Consider the following 15,819-nt stretch of genomic DNA (forward strand, 5'->3'; position numbering starts at 1 on the left):
CTTAAAAACCCACGGATTTGAGATAGCTCAGGCTGGCGCTGACGTCGCGCAGGCTGGTGTCGGCCTGGCGCGGATCGCGCTCCTGTTCCAGCGTGATCCAGCCCTGATAGCCCTGTTCGGCCAGAAAGGCGCGCACCGCCGGATAGTCGATCGCGCCCTGCCCGATAGGGCACATCACCCCTTCGGCGCAGGCGCTAAAGAAGTCGAGGCCGCGCGCCAGCACATCGCGCCAGACCGCATCGTTGACGTCTTTGAAGTGGAGATAGTCGATGCGGCGCCAGTAGTGGCGCAGCGCGGCGATGGGATCCATGCCCGCATAGTAAAGATGGCCCGTATCGAGGCAGAGCCCGGCGACCTCATGCGGAATATCCTGCGCCAGCTGCGCCAGTTCGTCGGCGAACTCGATGCAGCCGCCCGCGTGCGGATGGATCACCGGCCGTACGCCGTAGTCGCGCCAGGCGATCTCGCTGATTTGCGTGATATGCCGCATCAGGCGCTGCCAGTCAGCCGCACCGAGGCGCGGCGCGCGTTCGAACTGACCGGCCAGCCGGGCGCGCTCAGGGTTGCCGAAGTCGATGATCACCAGATAGGGCGCGGGCGCGTTGTCGCCATGAATTTTTTCAGCGGTGGGAATGCGGGACAGGGTACGGCACAGCTTGTGCGTCAGCTCGACCATCGATGGAAAATGGGCCTCGCTGACCAGATCGTCGAACAGCGTGGCGGCGACGATCGACAGGCCGTGCTGGTTCAGGGCGCGGCTGAGTTCGTCAGGGTCGCTGGGCAGATAGCGCCACGGGCCCAGCTCGATGCTGCGGTAGCCCGCCTGCGCCGCTTCGCGCAGCACGGTCTGCCACGGCGGCAGAAAGGGGTTGTCGGGATTATCGACGCCCCAGCTACAGGGCGCGTTGGCGATACGGATGGTCACGATAGCTCTCCAGGCGTGCATATTTGCCGCGAGTATCGAACATATTTTCCATACCAGACAACGGTGGAAGTTTTATTCTTTGATAGCGATCATGGTTATTTTTATCATGGAAATGATAGAAAATTATCATTTAAATCAGTAACTCACTGATTTACATATTTTCCCTGGTGATAATCTCGAAAGGCAGAATGACCTGCTCATAGCGCGCGTCGCGCTCGCTCTGGCGCTCGGTGCAAAGCCGCACCACGGCGGCGGCCATTGTCTCGATGTTATGACGCAGCATCAGGGTGATGCTGCCGTCGATAAGGGCCAGTTCGCCCTCCTGCACCGGCCCGTGACACACCAGCATGACCCTGCGCTGCGCCTGTTCGCGCAGCGCGCGCACCACGCCTTCAATGCCGCCGCACGGCGCATAGATCAGCTGCAAATCGGGGTGGCCGTCCAGCAGCGCCTGCGCGGCGCGATAGCCGCCTTCAACGCTTTCCCGGGTGTTGAGCGGCTCGAGCACGCGCTGCGTCGCCCCATATTCCCGCATCCCGGAGCGAAAGCTGATTTCGCAGCTCTCCTGGCAGGTAAAGCGGTGGTCGCCGAGCAGCACGCCGACGCTGCCGGGGCGACGCAGCAGATGCTGCGCCATCCAGGCGGCGGTGCGCCCCGCCTTCTGATTATCCACCCCGATATAGCCCGCCTGGCCGCAGGGCGAAAAGTCGGAGAAGAGCGCGTAGACCCGCACGCCCTGCTGCGATACCGCCTGAATGGCATGGCGGATCAGCGGATGGTCGAGCGCCACCACGCCAATCACATCGACGCGCGTCGCCAGCGCGCGCAGCGATTGCGCCGCCTGCTCAACCTCGTCGATGCCGTGGGTGACGAAAAGCGGCTCGACGCCGACGGGATGGTGCGGCATGGCTTGCTCACGCAGCGCCTCGCTCAGCTGCCGGTAGAGCGAATAGTCGGTGGAAAGCAGCAGAAATCCCATGCGCAGCGCCGCCGTCGGCGGCGCGCCGGGATGCAGCAGCCGGGATTGCGTATGGCGATAGCCTAACCGGCTGGCCGCCGCCAGCACCTTTTGTTCGGTTGCGCCGCGCACCGGGGCGCGCTGATTCAGCACGCGATCCACCGTCGCCACGCCGACCCCCGCTTCGCGCGCGATCGCGCTCATGGTCACTTTCGTCATTCTCTGTTGCCTCCTGTGGCGGTAACGCCTTTGCCCGACCGCGAGCGACCTCGCGCTGTCGCTATCCTAACCGCTCAAGCGCGCCTGCCAGAACTTTTTGATAAAACAGCGCGCGCATAAATTTGATCCTCTTCGCATAACGAAATATTTATTCCCAAATGATTTTCATTCGGAAAAAACATTTGCTAGAAATTTTCCTCAATCCGCCCGCGGAAAGGCTGATGGAATTCCATCAGCAAAAGGTTAGAGAGGGCAGCCTCAGGCTTTCTATAGTGAAAGCCTGACGGAGGCGGCGGCACGCCGCAGCTGGCCATTAACAAACTAATAAGCATGGAGTTGTTATGTTTATCTCTACCCTGCCTGCTCCGCGCCTGCCCGATGCGCGCCAGATCCCAGCGCTGCGCTGGGGCATTGTCGGCCCTGGCTGGATCGCCGATCGCTTCGCCAGCGCCTTATGTCATCACACCCATCAGCAGCTGACCGCGGTTTCATCGCGCAGCGTTGACAAGGCGCAGGCGTTCGCCGACAAATGGTCGATTCCCCATGCGTGCGGCGGCATTGACGCCCTGCTGGCGCGCGATGACGTCGACGCGATCTATATCGCTACGCCGCATAACCACCATTTCCCCGACGGCCTGCGCGCGCTGCAGGCGGGGAAACATGTGCTGATTGAAAAGCCGCTGGCGCTCAATGCGCAGCAGGGCGCGGCACTGCAGCAGGCGGCGCAGCAGGCGCAGCGGCTCTGCATGGAGGCGATGTGGTGCGACTTCGCGCCGAAGTATGACGTTATCCGCCAGCTGCTGGCGGACGGCGCGCTGGGCGAGGTGCACAGCCTGATCGCCGATCACGGCGAGTTTTTTACCCCGGATCACCGCATTTTCAATCCCGATCTTGCCGGCGGGCCGATGCTCGATCTCGGCAGCTATCTGGTCGCTTTCAGCATTCTGGTCGGCGGCGCGCCCGAGCGCATCCTTGCTCAGGGCGAGCCTGCGCCAGGCGGCGTCAACGGCCAGACCGCCATGCTTTTTACTCACAAAGGCGGCATGCAGTCGGTGCTGCACACCACGCTGTTCAGCAATACGCCGGGCGCGGCGGCGATCGCGGGACGCGACGCGACGCTCTACCTCGACGGCCAGTTCTATGCGCCGGGCAACTTTCGCCTGGTCTCCAGCGATAAGCGCCGCACGCTGCACTGGGAAGAGCCGGCGAATCGCTACCAGCAGCTCAGCCATGAGATTGACCACTTCGCCTGGTGCGTCGGCCAGAGTCTGACGGACTCGCCGATCCGCTCGCTGGCGACCTCGCTGCTGACGCTGCGCGCGATGGATGAAGTACGTCGGCAGATCGGCGTGGTATTCAACGAAGAACGCTAACTCAAGCCAGGAGTCGTAAAGATGAAAATCGCTTTTGACGTGGATGTAATCAGAGATATGGGCATTACCCGCATGGTGCATCAGGTGGCCGAATGGGGATACCACTATATCGAGCAGTCGCCCCATCCTCAGATCAACCCGTTCTACAAGCACCCCAAGGCCAGCCGCGAAATTATGCGCGAATATAAAAACGCGCTGAACGCCACCGGCGTAGAGATTTCGTCGTTTATAGTGGTCTATCGCTGGTCCGGCCCGGACGAGCTGCGTCGCCAGGCGGCGGTGAAAAACTGGAAGCGCATGATTGAGATTGCGGTAGAGATGGGCGTGCAGGTGATCAACACCGAACTCTCCGGCAACCCTAACGAGCCGGAGATCTGCGAAGAGATGTTCTACCGCTCAATGGAAGAGCTGCTGCCCCTGTTCGAACGCGAGAATATCCGCGTCGAAATTCAGTCGCATCCGTGGGATTTTTGCGAGAACAGCAACGAAACCGCCGATATGGTGAAGTCGTTTCGCAGCGACAACGTGAAATATGTTTACAGCGTGCCGCACACCTTTTTCTACGACAACGGCAAAGGCGACGTGCGGCCGATGCTGGAGTATGCCGGCGAAGATCTTTCCCACGTGCTGATCGCCGATACCATGAACCACACCAAACACTGCCGCTATATTGTTAACCCGCCGGGCGTGGACGCCACTATCCACCAGCACGTCGGCGTCGGCGAAGGCGAGGTCGATTTTGACACGCTGTTCCAGACGCTGCGCGAGATGGACTTCGCCAACCGCACCTATAAAGTGGGCGGCGAATCCATTATCGCCTCCGCCCTGTTCGGCTATCCGGAGAAGATGAAGACGCAGGCGGTCGAGACGCGCGAGCTGATCGAGCGTGAGCTGCTGAGCCGATAAGAGACTATGCCAGCCGCTCGACCTGAACGAAGCGTCCGCTGGTCAGCGACTCGCACGCCGCTTCGGCAATCGCCTGCGCCTGCAGGCCATCCATCAGGCCAGGCAGATCCGCCACCGCTTCGCCGCCGAGATGGCGCAGGAAGGCGTCCAGCTGAGCATAGTAAGTGTCGCGCACGCGGCTGAACCAGTCCGGGAACAGGCCGGGCTGAGTGATGCCGCTTTGCTGATAGAGCGTCGCGCCGCGCATCGCCTGCGGCTCCGACGCCAGCATGCCTTGCGATCCCACCACGCTGATGCGCTCGTCATAGCCGTATGCGGTACGGCGGGTGTTATCGAGCTGCGCCAGCGCGCCGCGCGTCAGCCGCATCATCAGCACCGAGGTGTCGACATCGCCGAAATCGCGCAGCGCAGGCTGCGCCAGCGCCGCACCCAGCGCGCCGACCGTTTCAACCTCGTCGCCGGTCAGAAAACGCAGCAGATCGAAAAAGTGGATCGCCTGATCGCGCATCTGTCCGCCCGACGCGCGCAGATAGTCGAGGGGCGGCATCTCAGAGGCGCGACACACCATCTGGATCAGCTCCGGCGCGCCGATGGCGCCCTGCTGAAGCTGCTGCTTCAGCTGCTGGTGGCTGCGGTCGAAGCGGCGGTTAAAGCCGACGGTGACCGGCACCTTCAGCGGCGCCAGGCTCTCTACCACCGCGCGCGCCTTCGCCAGCGACAGATCGATGGGCTTTTCGCAGTAGACCGCCTTGCCGGCGTTTGCCGCCTGCGCCAGAAAATCGGCGTGCGTCGGCGTCGAGCTGGCGATCAGCACCATATCGATATCGTCGCGATTCAGCGCCTCGCTGACGCGCCCTGCGCGCGCGCTATACCGCTGCGCCAGCGCCTCGGCGCGCGCCGCGTCGAGGTCGCACACCAGCGCCAGCTGAGCGCCTGGATGCGCCGCCAGATTTGCGGCGTGCACCTGGCCGATAAAACCGCTGCCGATCAGGGCAACGCGTTGAGTTACAGGGGGCATTTGCGATCTCCTCTTCACAGTTCGGGATAGCTGACCTTGTCAAAATAGCCCGTTCTGTCAGGCTGGCTGAACGCAGAAATTGATGGAATTCACTCAGCATGAAGCGAATAACGCTCAGTAAGCTGGCGCACGCCGCTGGCGTCGGCGTGGCGACCGTAGACCGGGTGCTTAACGATCGCGGCGGCGTGTCGCCAGCGATGACCAGAAAGGTGCTGGAGGCGGCGCGCGCGGCGGGGCTTAACCGCATTTTGCCGGAAGAGCATCGCCAGCCGTGGCAAATCGAAGTGATCCTCAGCAGCGCCGACGCCTTTTTCTTTCAGCAGCTGGCGCAGGATTTTCAGCAGCTGGCCGACGCGCTCGGCTATCGCCGTCTGCGCCTGCAGCGCACCTTTATCGCCGAGAACGCGCCCGAAAAGCTGGCGGCGCATATTCTCGCCAGCAGCCGCAGAATGGACGGGCTGATACTCTTCGCGCATGAACATCCCGCGATTTATCAGGCGCTGAGCGACTGCAAGGCGCGCGGCGTGCCGGTGATCACCCTGGTTTCCGATCTGCCCGACGCCGATCGTCTGCTGCACGTAGGCATCAATCAGCTGCAGGCCGGACGCACCGCCGGGCTGATGATGGGCAGCATGCTGGCGCGCGCGGGCGAGGTGCTGATGATCAGCGGCCGCGTCGACTATCGCGCGCACCGTCAGCGCATCGAGGGATTCCGCGACGTGCTGCAGCAGCGCTTTCCCCATCTGGCGCTGCGCGAAGCGCTGGCCGGCCTGGAGGATCGCAGGCGCATCAGCAAGCTGCTGGAAAAGGCGCTGGTGACCTCCTCGTCAATTGTCGGCATCTACAATACCGGCCTTGGCAACCGGGAGATCTCCGAGGCGCTGGCGCGCCACCGCCGCGAACGCGAGGTGGTTTACATTACGCATGAGCTTTACGCCACTACGCGCCGCCTGCTACAGCAGCGCACGCTGACCTTAACGCTCGATCAGAATACCCAGCGCCACGCCCAGCTGGCGCTGAACCTGCTGTTGCAGAAGCTGGAAAAAGGCGGCGATTTTTCCACTTATGAGGATGGGCGCGTCGACTTTATGCTCTACACCCAGGAGAACGTCGATTAGCAAACGCCAGCAGGGTTAAACCGCGATTATTCGCCCTGCTACACTCAGAGACGTCTGACACATTCTCATCAACAAGGCGAACCCACACTATGTCGGAAAACAGTTATCAGCCCGCAACAGTCTGGAAATGGGATCCGGAAGCCAAAGGCAACGGCGCAAAAACCAACCGTCCCATCGCAGGCGCGACCCATGAAAAAGCGCTGCCGGTCGGCAAACATCCGCTGCAGCTCTACTCGCTCGGCACGCCCAACGGCCAGAAAGTGACCATTCTGCTGGAGGAGCTGCTGGCGGTCGGCGTCAAAGAGGCGGAGTATGACGCCTGGCTGATCCGCATCGGCGACGGCGACCAGTTCGGCAGCGGCTTTGTTGATATCAACCCTAACTCCAAGATCCCGGCGCTCAGCGACCATTCGGTGAACCCGCCGCTGCGCGTGTTCGAATCCGGCAGTATTCTGCTCTATCTGGCGGACAAGTTCGGTCATTTCCTGCCGGACGATCCGGCGGGCCGTACCGAAGCCCTGAACTGGCTTTTCTGGCTGCAGGGCGCCGCGCCCTTCGTCGGCGGCGGTTTCGGCCACTTCTACCACTACGCGCCGGAGAAAATCGAATACGCCATTAACCGCTATACGCTGGAGACCAAGCGCCTGCTCGACGTGCTCGATCGCCGTCTGGCGGAGAGCCGCTTCCTGGGCGGCGACGCCTACACCATCGCCGATATCGCCACCTGGCCCTGGTTCGGCGGCCTGGTGCTGAGCAACCAGTATGGCGCGACCGAGTTCCTCGACGCGAAATCCTACAAAAATGTGGCGCGCTGGGCGCAGGAGATTGCGGAACGTCCGGCGGTGATCCGCGGGCGCAAAGTGAACCGCGTGATGGGCGATCCGGCCGATCAGCTGCACGAGCGCCACGACGCATCCGATTTTGACACCAACACCGAAGATAAACGCCAGGCGTAAAGGAGCCAACAATGAGCGCATATGTCATCTTTATTCGCGACAAAATTACTAACCCTGAAGAGTTCGCTGTTTATGGCGAAAAGGCGGGCAAAGCGCGCGGCGACCACCCGATGACGCCGCTGGCGTTTTATGGTGCGCTGGAGACGCTGGAAGGGCCGGAAGCGGACGGCGTTGTCGTGCTGGAGTTCCCGACGGTAGAAGCGGCGCACGGCTGGTATGACAGCCCGGAATATCAGGAAGCGAAACAGCACCGCCTGAAAGGCGCGGAGTACCGCGTGGTGCTGGTGCAGGGCGTCGAGCAGTAATAAAAGGGACGCCGTTCGGCGTCCTCAGACAGCGCCGGTGTCGAAGCGGCGGGTGGCATGGGCCGAAGAGCAAAGCGTCCCGCGACAAGGATGTCGCGGGCCGAGCGAGCAGGGATGCCTTGAGCGACTTTGCGATCGGACTATGCCACCCGCCGCCTGCTCCCAGGGACGCCGTTCGGCGTCCCTCTCTTTTTAATTCAGCTGAATGCGCGCCACGCTGTCTGGCCCTTTGCTGCTGTGGTCTTTATTGAAGCCCTGCTTAATAGTGACGTAGAGCGTCTGACCATCCGGCGTCACCAGCAGGCTGTTGGGATGCCCCTCGAACGACCAGCTGTTTTTCACCGCATAGGTGGTGGCGTCAAGCTGCAGCACCTTCTGCGACTCACGCTGGCTGATATAGATCTCGTTGCGCTTCGCGTTGAATTTAATGCCCAGCGCGTCGCCGTCGATGCGTTTGATCACCTTGCCGCTGCGCTCATCGAACACCAGCGTGGTTTTCGCTTTCGAATTGTCGGTGACAAACAGGCGGCCCGTCGCCGGATCTTCCGCCATATTCAGCAGCAGATAGGCTTTGCCGTCGCCTGGGGTCAGACGCTTCTCGATCTTATGGCTGCGCGGATTGATCACCAGGATCTCGCCGCCGCCGTTCGCGGCGTAAATGCGATCGGTGAGCGGCGAATAGATGATGCCGGTGACCCATTTGCCGGCGTTTTTGATGCGCGTCTTCAGCTTCATGGTCTGCGCGTCTACCACCCAGATCACGCCCGGATCGCCCACGCCGCCGATATAGAGCTGGTCGTTATGCAGGAAAATCTCGCGCGCGCCGAACGGGAAGCCCTTCTCGTTGCGCTCGCTGAACAGGGTACGCGCCAGCACTTTGCCTTTCACCGGATCGATCTTCGAGACGCCGCCGTCGAGCGAGTTAGTGACGTAAAGCACGCTGCCGTCTTCGCTCATGGTCATGCCGAAGTTTTTCAGATCGGTGTAGCCCTTGCCGGTGGTCTCCAGCGTGGCGGGATCGAGGCGGTAGATCACGCCGCCGCTGACATCCTTAAAGGCGTCGGCGCTGGCGACGTAAAGCGCGTTGGCGCCCGGCACGTACGCCATCTCATACAGGCCGAAGCCGAGTTCGCGCTGTTTCACCGCAGAGGCGGCAGGCTGTGCGGCGGCAGCAGCGGCCGGCGCCTCGGCTTTTTTCGCCGGCGCCTGACAGGCCGTCAGGCCGAAAGCGGCGGCAACCGCCAGAGCAAGCGCGGCATTGCGCGGACTGAACAGAGATTTCATGCATGACTCCCTTGGGAAATGATGCGCCGCCGCCTGGCTCAGCTGCCGCAGCTGGCGCTCAAAAAGAATGAGAATCATACTCATTAACAATCAAGGTGTAAATGTTGCTCGCTGCGGCGGCGCCCTTTACGCCTCCTGCTTCAAGCGCGCCTGTAAAAAATCCACGAAGGCGGTAATGCGCGCGGGTAGCTGCCGCTGCGCCTGCCATACCGCGAAAATATCGCCGTCGGGCGCCTGCCATTCGGGGAGCACGTGCAGCAGATCGCCGCGCTCAACGGCGTGCCGCGCATCCCACCACGAGCGCAGCAGGATGCCGTGACCGTCCAGCGCCATGCGCATCGCCACCTCGCCGTCGTTGGTGAGCAGGCTGCCGCGCACCTTCTGGCTGACGCTCTCGCTGCCCTTCACAAAGCGCCACAGGGTGAAATCCCCTTCATGCTGGCGCAGCAAAATGCAGTTGTGCTGCGCCAGCGCATGGATATCGGCCGGCAGGCCGCAGCGCCCGGCATAGGCGGGCGAACAGCAGAGAATGCGTGGGTTGGCGCGCAGCCGACGCGCCACCAGCCGCGAATCGGGCGGCTCTCCGACGCGCACGTCAATATCGACGTTAGCATCGAGAAAATTGAGCGGCTGGCTGCTGAGCTGCAGCGACAGCGCCAGCTCGGGATGCAGCGCCGCAAACGCCGACACGCAGGGCGCGACGTGGCGGCGGCCAAAGCCGAATGAGGCGTTGATATTCAGCGTGCCGCGCAGCACCTCGGTCTGGCCGCTCACCGCCTCTTCCAGCGCCGCCAGCTGGTCGAGCAGCGGACGCGCGCCGTCCAGATAGCGCCGTCCTTCCGCCGTCAGCTCCAGACGACGCGTGGTGCGCTTCAGCAGCTGCACGCCGAGCCGCCGCTCAAGCTGGCTGAGACGCTTGCTGACCGCCGCCAGCGACAGGCCGAGATCGCGCGCCGCCGCCGTCAGGCTGCCGAGGGTGGCGATGCGCACAAAGAAGGCGAGATCGTCGGTGGAGGTGCGGGATTCTTTACTTTGATTCAACATTGGCTTGCGTTTCAGGCTAATTATTTCCCGGTGATGCAAAGTTATACTGCGCGGACAATTCGAACATCAACCCTGTGAGGTGCCCTGTGTCTGAAAAAATCCATCGTATTGCCGTTATCCCCGGCGACGGTATCGGTAAAGAGGTGATGCCGGAAGGCATTCGCGTAATGAACGCGGCGGCAGAGAAGTTCAACATCGCGCTGCGCTGGGAGTGGTTTGACTTCGCCAGCGCCGAATACTGGCAGCAGCACGGCAAAATGCTGCCCGACGACTGGTTCGCGCAGCTAAAAACCTTCGATGCGATCTATTTTGGCGCGGTGGGCTGGCCGGCGATCGTGCCGGATCACGTCTCGCTGTGGGGATCCCTGCTGCAGTTCCGTCGCGAGTTCGATCAGTACGTCAACCTGCGGCCGGTGCGTTTAATGCCTGGCGTTAAGGCGCCGCTGGCGAACCGCAAGCCGGGCGACATCGACTTTTACGTCGTGCGTGAAAATACCGAGGGAGAATACTCCAGCGTCGGCGGCACTATGTTCCCCGGCACCGAGCGCGAAGTGGTGATTCAGGAGACCGTGATGACGCGCATCGGCGTCGACCGTATTCTGAAGTTCGCCTACGAGCTGGCCAACAGCCGCCCGAAAAAGCATCTCACCTCCGCCACTAAATCTAACGGCATCGCTATCACCATGCCCTACTGGGACCAGCGCGTCGAGGCGATGGGCGAGCACTACCCGCAGGTCAGCGTCGACAAGTACCATATCGATATTCTGACCGCCAACTTCGTGCTGCATCCCGACTGGTTCGACGTGGTGGTCGCCAGCAATCTGTTCGGCGACATTCTCTCCGATCTCGGCCCGGCCTGCACCGGCACCATCGGTATCGCGCCCTCGGCCAACATCAATCCCGATCGCACCTTCCCCAGCCTGTTCGAGCCGGTGCACGGCTCCGCGCCCGACATCGCCGGTAAAGGCGTCGCAAACCCCATCGGCCAGATCTGGTGCGGCGCGATGATGCTGGAGCATCTGGGCTATAAAGCGGCGGGCGACGCGGTGCTCGACGCGATCGAACGCACGCTGGCGCAGGGCGAATGCCTGACGCGCGATCTTGGCGGCGAAGCCAGCACCGACGCGCTCGGCGCGGCGATCGCGGCGGCGCTCGGCGCCTAGTCGATGGCGAAAAGCTCTGGATTCCAGCCTGGCGGCAGCGGTTCCGGCCGCTCAACCGCCAGGTGATGCCAGCGCAGATTCTCGACGCCGCGCGCGAAAAGCGCGGGCAGGCCGCCGGGATAGCGCTCCACGCCGAACGCCTCCCCGGTCGCAGGATCGAGCTTATAGGCGTTATCCAGCCCCATGCCGGTCGGCGCGTCGGGATTGCACGGCGGCCGAATATCAAACTGCCCTTGCGCGCTATCGCGGCTGACCACCTGGCGCAGCTGCACATCGGCGATCAGCACGTCGCGAATATCGCCAGGCCGTGCGGCGTGCAGGTTGATCGCCCCTTCCGCTTCGCCGCTCGCCTGAGTGAACTGCAGCTGCTCGACTCGCCCTGGCCGCACCGCCGGGTCGCGCGGACGCACCGACACAAACAGCGGATCGGCCTTGCCCCAGTGGCACGGCGGCGCGTAGTGGCAGACAAAAGTCAGATGGCTGAAGAGCAGCCGCCGCATCGCGCCGCCGTCGCGCGACAGAATGCCGATGCCGCGGTTGGAGTCAAACAGGGTGCAGTTGGTCACGGTAACGTCCTCGATATCGTCGAAGGTTTCGGTGCCGATCTTAAAGGCGCAGCTGTAAGAGCGCAGCAGGCAGTTGCTGATGGTGATATGACGTGCGGGGCGGCGTAGCGCGTCGGGCTTCAGGGTGGTTTTGATGCAGATGGCGTCATCCGCCGCGCTGAGGTAGCTGTTGCTGACGAACACCGCCTCGCAGCTGTCGATATCGAGCGCGTCGGTGTTCGGCATCGTCATCGCGTTGTCGATGGTGAGGCGATCGATATGCACATGGCGGCAGCTCACCAGATGCACTGTCCACATCGGCGCCTGTACGATGGTAAACCCCTCCAGCGTCACCTGCTCGCACGCTTCGAACACGATGATGCGCGGCCGATCGGGACGCGGCAGCCGGTAGCCCTGCGCGTCGCGCTCGGCGGCAAACCAGATTTCGCCATCGCCGTCGATGCAGCCCTTGCCGCTGATGGTCAGATTGCGCTGGCCGAGAGCGTAGAGCAGCACGTTATGCGACTTCTCGGCGCTGCTCAGCGTCTGAAATCGCTGATAATCGGCTCGCCGCTGACTGGCGAGCAGCACCGCGCCCGCCTCAAGGTGCAGCTCAAAATGGGAAGGCAGATTCAGGCAGCCGCTGCGGTAACGCCCGGCGGGCAGCGTCAGGCGGCCGCCGCCCGCGGCGGCGATCTGATCGATAGCGCGCTGCAACACCGCCGTATCCAGGGTTTCGCCATCGGCGGCGGGATGAAAATCAGCAAGGGAAAGGTGCATCGTGCGGCTCCTGATAAGAGAGAAGCCGCTATTTCAGCGCGTACGCCGCGGAGAAACCTTTATCTGGCCGCCACCTTGCCGATTTGTGAGACGCCTCGCAAAATCAGCCGAGGCGGGCCAGCGTCAGCGCGCCGCTGAGCGCATCGCCCTGCGGCGCCGTCAGCACGCGCCGCAGCGATTCCGGCAGATAAGGTTCGATGGGCTGCGCCAGGCCGCCCATCAGCGCCAGCTTGCCGCTCTGACGCGCCAGCAGCGGCTGCGCCATCAGAGCGATCTCCTCCGCGCTCTGCCGCACCAGCGTCAGGCCGTGCGCGTCGCCCTGCTGCGCGGCGGCGAACACCTCCGGCACCACGCTGCCCCAGTCGGCGGTGGTCGCCCGCTGCGACCAGAGCAGCAGCGTTTCCGCATCCTGCGCGAAACGGGCCATCAGCCGCTGCGTCAGCGGTGAGGCGGGCACAACCGCTTCATGCGCCAGCAGCGCCAGCCGCAGCGCACGCTGCCCCAGCACGGCGCCAGAACCCAGATCGGAAAGCGCGAAACCCCAGCCGCCGAGCAGCGTAAAGCTGTCGCCGTCCCAGCAGGCGCCCTGGCTGCCCGTGCCGACAATAAACACCGCGCCTGGCGCACCGCCGTGCGCGCCGATACAGGCGATCTCCACGTCGGTGACAACGCGCAGCGCGGCGCAGCGCGGCCGCCAGTCGGCGAGACGCCGCTGAACCGAAGGCACATTCGCTCCCGCCAGGCCGGCGACAATGCGCATCTGTGCGGCGGACAGCTGCGCCTGGTCGGCAATCTGCGCGATCAGCGCGTCAAGCGTGCCGATCGCGGCGTCCCAGGCGGAAAAAACGTTGGCCGGGCCGCCTTCGGCCTGCGCCAGCACCTTGCCCTGCGCATCGATAAGTCGAGCGCGGCAGCGGGTGCCGCCGCCGTCAATGCCAAGATAGTAGAGAGAACTCATGCTTTATTCCGCGTCGCTTCATGTTGGGGATCATTTTCCAGCTTCTGCCGCTTACGTAAATGCGGAAATAGCGCCATCCACAGCCCGACCACCACCAGCGTGCCGATGCCGCCAATCGCCGCGGCGGGCACCGCGCCGAACCAGGCAGCCAGCATCCCCGATTCGAACTCGCCGAGCTGGTTCGAAGTATTGATAAAAATGGCATTAACCGCGTTGACGCGGCCGCGCATATCGTCCGGCGTATCGAGCTGCACCAGCGCGCCGCGGATCACCATGCTGACCATATCGAATCCGCCGAGCGCGGCCAGCGCCAGCAGGGAGAGCCAGAGCTGGGTAGAGAGCGCGAACACCAGCGTCGCGATGCCGAATCCCGCCACCGAGCCGAACATGATCATGCCGACATGCTTTTCCAGCTTGTTGCGGCTCAGCCACAGCCCCACCAGCAGCGCGCCTACCGACGGCGCGCCGCGCAGCAGGCCGAGTCCCCAGGGACCGGTATGCAGAATATCCTGGGCGAAAATCGGCAGCAGCGCCGTCGCGCCGCCGAGCAGTACGGCGAAAAGATCGAGCGAGATAACGCCGAGCACATCTTTGCGATCGCGGATAAAACGCACGCCGGCGAACAGATTGGGCAGATTCATCGGCAGACGCGGCTGCGGCGGACGCTCATAGCGCAAGCGGGCCACCAGCAAAAGCGACAGCAGATAAAAGGCGGCGGAGACGCCATAAACCACGTCCGGACCGGCGACATAGAGCAGGCCGCCCAGCGTAGGGCCGACGATAACCGCCGCCTGGCTGCCGACCGAGGTCGAGGCCATGGCGCGCGCGAGGATGGCGGGCGGCACCAGCGAAGGCAGCATTGAGGTAATGGCGGGCCACTCCAGCGCTTTCGCCACGGAAATGAGAAACACCAGTCCCCAGATTTCTATCTTGCCAGCCCAGTTGAACAGGGTTAAAAACAGCAGCGCCACCAGCGCGGCGCATTCGATCAGCTGGCCCAGCAACACGATGCGACGACGGTCGAGCTGATCGGCCAGATGGCCGGCAGGCAGCGCCAGCAGCACCGACGGCAAAAACTGCATCAGGCCGATAATGCCCAGCGCCATCGCGCTGTTAGTAATGGCGTAAATCTGCCAGCTGATGGCAACGGAGAACATCTGAAAACCAAACGATGAGCAGGTGCGTGCCAGCCAGAACGCGACAAACGCCCGATGCTTTAACAGCGATTCATCCGCTGTCTGTTCCATAGAATCCATAATTTATCCCGTTAATTATTCTGCCGGTTCACGTCATAGCGCGAACCTCTCTTTTTTAATCTGCGCAGGCGAACGCGCAGCACAGCGTGCTTGATTTCTCGTCGGCTGGCAATGCTGGGATGTGCTTTAGCGCGTCGCTAAAATGCGGCGGACATAGGCACGGTTATTATTGACTATTATCAGACTATTTATTTCCAGAAATGGCAGAATTAGGGCCATTTAATTATTAAAGTATACTTTATGATGCACCTTAATAGCCGCGCAACAAGGCGCATAAAAAGGATGACGTCTTTATTAATTCCGTTTTATATTGAGTCCAGCAGTAACCTGAGCGTTACCTTGAGAAACACTTATAATTTTGTCCGACTTTTTCTTTTAACCAGAGATGCATGGAAAATAGCTTGTACAATCCATATGTTACTGAAAATATTCTCAGCCCCGCAGGCACCTTGCTGGGTTTTTGTTATTCGAAACCTTACTTACTGGATGATGCAGAGGAAACCAATAATAATGACGATATAGTTTCATGGAAAAATCATTGTGCAAATGAAGCAGCATTAATGATTATTCCCGTCGACATGAAGCAGCTTAAACAAATCATCGCGGCGCCGGATCAATATCTTTGCTGGCAACATTCACGCGTTCGCCTGGCCATTAACTACGACGCGCTGAAAGAGTGCCGCCTCGCTTTACCTGAAATAACAAATGTTTTTCAGTTCTGGATGCTCGATTTCGCTCCACCTGGCGCTGACTGGCGGCTGATTGAATCTTTCCCCTTTTCAGGCATCGTGTTAAGCGAAGATTTCTTTAACGCTAATTATCAAAAATTTACCTTCCCCTTTTTATTATCCTCATTTGCTGAAAGAGAAATTAAGGTTATTGTCCGCAGCGCCCAGCCGGCGCCGCCCGCCGAGGTGATGAAGGCGCTCAATATATCGGGCTGGCAGCAGCAATGCCGCGCAGGCAGCCTTATCAGCTGAAATTCCGAGGAAAAAACCAAACGCTGGCGTT

Annotated in this window: 15 protein-coding genes; 7 read left to right on the plus strand and 8 right to left on the minus strand. The window is 61.8% G+C overall.

Annotated features, from left to right (window positions below):
* Position 1: 1 nt before the first annotated feature.
* Both AC6I7Z_RS17390 and AC6I7Z_RS17395 read right to left on the minus strand, forming a co-directional pair.
* Positions 2 to 925: a TIM barrel protein gene (locus AC6I7Z_RS17390; RefSeq protein WP_497815118.1), complete on the minus strand. Its 924-nt coding sequence runs from the start codon at positions 923 to 925 to the stop codon at positions 2 to 4.
* A gap of 151 nt (positions 926 to 1,076) precedes the next feature.
* Positions 1,077 to 2,102: a LacI family DNA-binding transcriptional regulator gene (locus tag AC6I7Z_RS17395; RefSeq protein ID WP_497815119.1), complete on the minus strand. Its 1,026-nt coding sequence runs from the start codon at positions 2,100 to 2,102 to the stop codon at positions 1,077 to 1,079.
* 341 nt (positions 2,103 to 2,443) lie between these two features.
* Here AC6I7Z_RS17395 and AC6I7Z_RS17400 point away from each other — a divergent pair, with 341 nt between their 5' ends.
* Both AC6I7Z_RS17400 and AC6I7Z_RS17405 read left to right on the plus strand, forming a co-directional pair.
* Positions 2,444 to 3,475, plus strand: a complete 1,032-nt coding sequence (locus AC6I7Z_RS17400) for a Gfo/Idh/MocA family protein (RefSeq protein WP_497815120.1) — start codon at positions 2,444 to 2,446, stop codon at positions 3,473 to 3,475.
* A gap of 21 nt (positions 3,476 to 3,496) precedes the next feature.
* Positions 3,497 to 4,381: a sugar phosphate isomerase/epimerase family protein gene (locus AC6I7Z_RS17405; RefSeq protein WP_497815121.1), complete on the plus strand. Its 885-nt coding sequence runs from the start codon at positions 3,497 to 3,499 to the stop codon at positions 4,379 to 4,381.
* Positions 4,382 to 4,385: 4 nt separating this feature from the next.
* Here the strand turns inward: AC6I7Z_RS17405 and AC6I7Z_RS17410 are convergent, their stop codons facing one another.
* Complete coding sequence (locus AC6I7Z_RS17410) at positions 4,386 to 5,399, minus strand: Gfo/Idh/MocA family oxidoreductase (protein WP_497815122.1); 1,014 nt, start codon at positions 5,397 to 5,399, stop codon at positions 4,386 to 4,388.
* A gap of 98 nt (positions 5,400 to 5,497) precedes the next feature.
* On the opposite strand from AC6I7Z_RS17410, the gene AC6I7Z_RS17415 reads away from it, so the two are divergent.
* From AC6I7Z_RS17415 to AC6I7Z_RS17425, 3 genes are all read left to right on the plus strand, one after another.
* Positions 5,498 to 6,517 (plus strand): LacI family DNA-binding transcriptional regulator, encoded by a 1,020-nt coding sequence (locus AC6I7Z_RS17415; protein ID WP_497815123.1) that lies wholly within the window; start codon positions 5,498 to 5,500, stop codon positions 6,515 to 6,517.
* Positions 6,518 to 6,606: 89 nt separating this feature from the next.
* Positions 6,607 to 7,473 carry a glutathione-dependent disulfide-bond oxidoreductase gene (yghU, locus tag AC6I7Z_RS17420; RefSeq protein WP_497815124.1) on the plus strand — a complete coding sequence of 289 codons (867 nt, stop codon included), beginning with the start codon at positions 6,607 to 6,609 and terminating at the stop codon, positions 7,471 to 7,473.
* Between the two features lie 11 nt (positions 7,474 to 7,484).
* Positions 7,485 to 7,778, plus strand: coding sequence for a DUF1330 domain-containing protein (locus AC6I7Z_RS17425; RefSeq protein ID WP_497815125.1), 294 nt, complete (start codon positions 7,485 to 7,487; stop codon positions 7,776 to 7,778).
* Between the two features lie 192 nt (positions 7,779 to 7,970).
* Here the strand turns inward: AC6I7Z_RS17425 and AC6I7Z_RS17430 are convergent, their stop codons facing one another.
* The gene (locus AC6I7Z_RS17430; RefSeq protein ID WP_497815126.1) at positions 7,971 to 9,062 is read right to left on the minus strand and encodes a YncE family protein; all 1,092 of its coding nucleotides are present in this window, start codon (positions 9,060 to 9,062) and stop codon (positions 7,971 to 7,973) included.
* A gap of 126 nt (positions 9,063 to 9,188) precedes the next feature.
* Complete coding sequence (locus AC6I7Z_RS17435; protein ID WP_497815127.1) at positions 9,189 to 10,106, minus strand: LysR family transcriptional regulator; 918 nt, start codon at positions 10,104 to 10,106, stop codon at positions 9,189 to 9,191.
* A gap of 86 nt (positions 10,107 to 10,192) precedes the next feature.
* On the opposite strand from AC6I7Z_RS17435, the gene AC6I7Z_RS17440 reads away from it, so the two are divergent.
* A complete protein-coding gene (locus tag AC6I7Z_RS17440; protein WP_497815128.1) occupies positions 10,193 to 11,269 on the plus strand; it encodes a tartrate dehydrogenase in 1,077 nt (358 codons plus the stop codon).
* Here AC6I7Z_RS17440 and AC6I7Z_RS17445 read toward each other — a convergent pair.
* From AC6I7Z_RS17445 to AC6I7Z_RS17455, 3 genes are all read right to left on the minus strand, one after another.
* Positions 11,266 to 12,594 carry a glycoside hydrolase family 28 protein gene (locus AC6I7Z_RS17445; RefSeq protein WP_497815129.1) on the minus strand — a complete coding sequence of 443 codons (1,329 nt, stop codon included), beginning with the start codon at positions 12,592 to 12,594 and terminating at the stop codon, positions 11,266 to 11,268. The two genes, AC6I7Z_RS17440 and AC6I7Z_RS17445, sit on opposite strands and share 4 nt — an antisense overlap.
* A 103-nt stretch (positions 12,595 to 12,697) precedes the next feature.
* Entirely contained in the window at positions 12,698 to 13,552 is an 855-nt protein-coding gene (locus AC6I7Z_RS17450; RefSeq protein WP_497815130.1) for a glucosamine kinase nucleotide-binding domain-containing protein, read from the minus strand.
* Complete coding sequence (locus tag AC6I7Z_RS17455; RefSeq protein WP_497815131.1) at positions 13,549 to 14,808, minus strand: MFS transporter; 1,260 nt, start codon at positions 14,806 to 14,808, stop codon at positions 13,549 to 13,551. The genes AC6I7Z_RS17450 and AC6I7Z_RS17455 overlap by 4 nt, the downstream gene beginning before the upstream one ends.
* Before the next feature lie 401 nt (positions 14,809 to 15,209).
* Here AC6I7Z_RS17455 and AC6I7Z_RS17460 point away from each other — a divergent pair, with 401 nt between their 5' ends.
* Entirely contained in the window at positions 15,210 to 15,788 is a 579-nt protein-coding gene (locus AC6I7Z_RS17460) for a hypothetical protein (RefSeq protein WP_497815132.1), read from the plus strand.
* Positions 15,789 to 15,819: the final 31 nt, after the last annotated feature.

The sequence above is a fragment of the Pantoea sp. X-Soil-MYKO-1289 genome, from assembly GCF_059730625.1.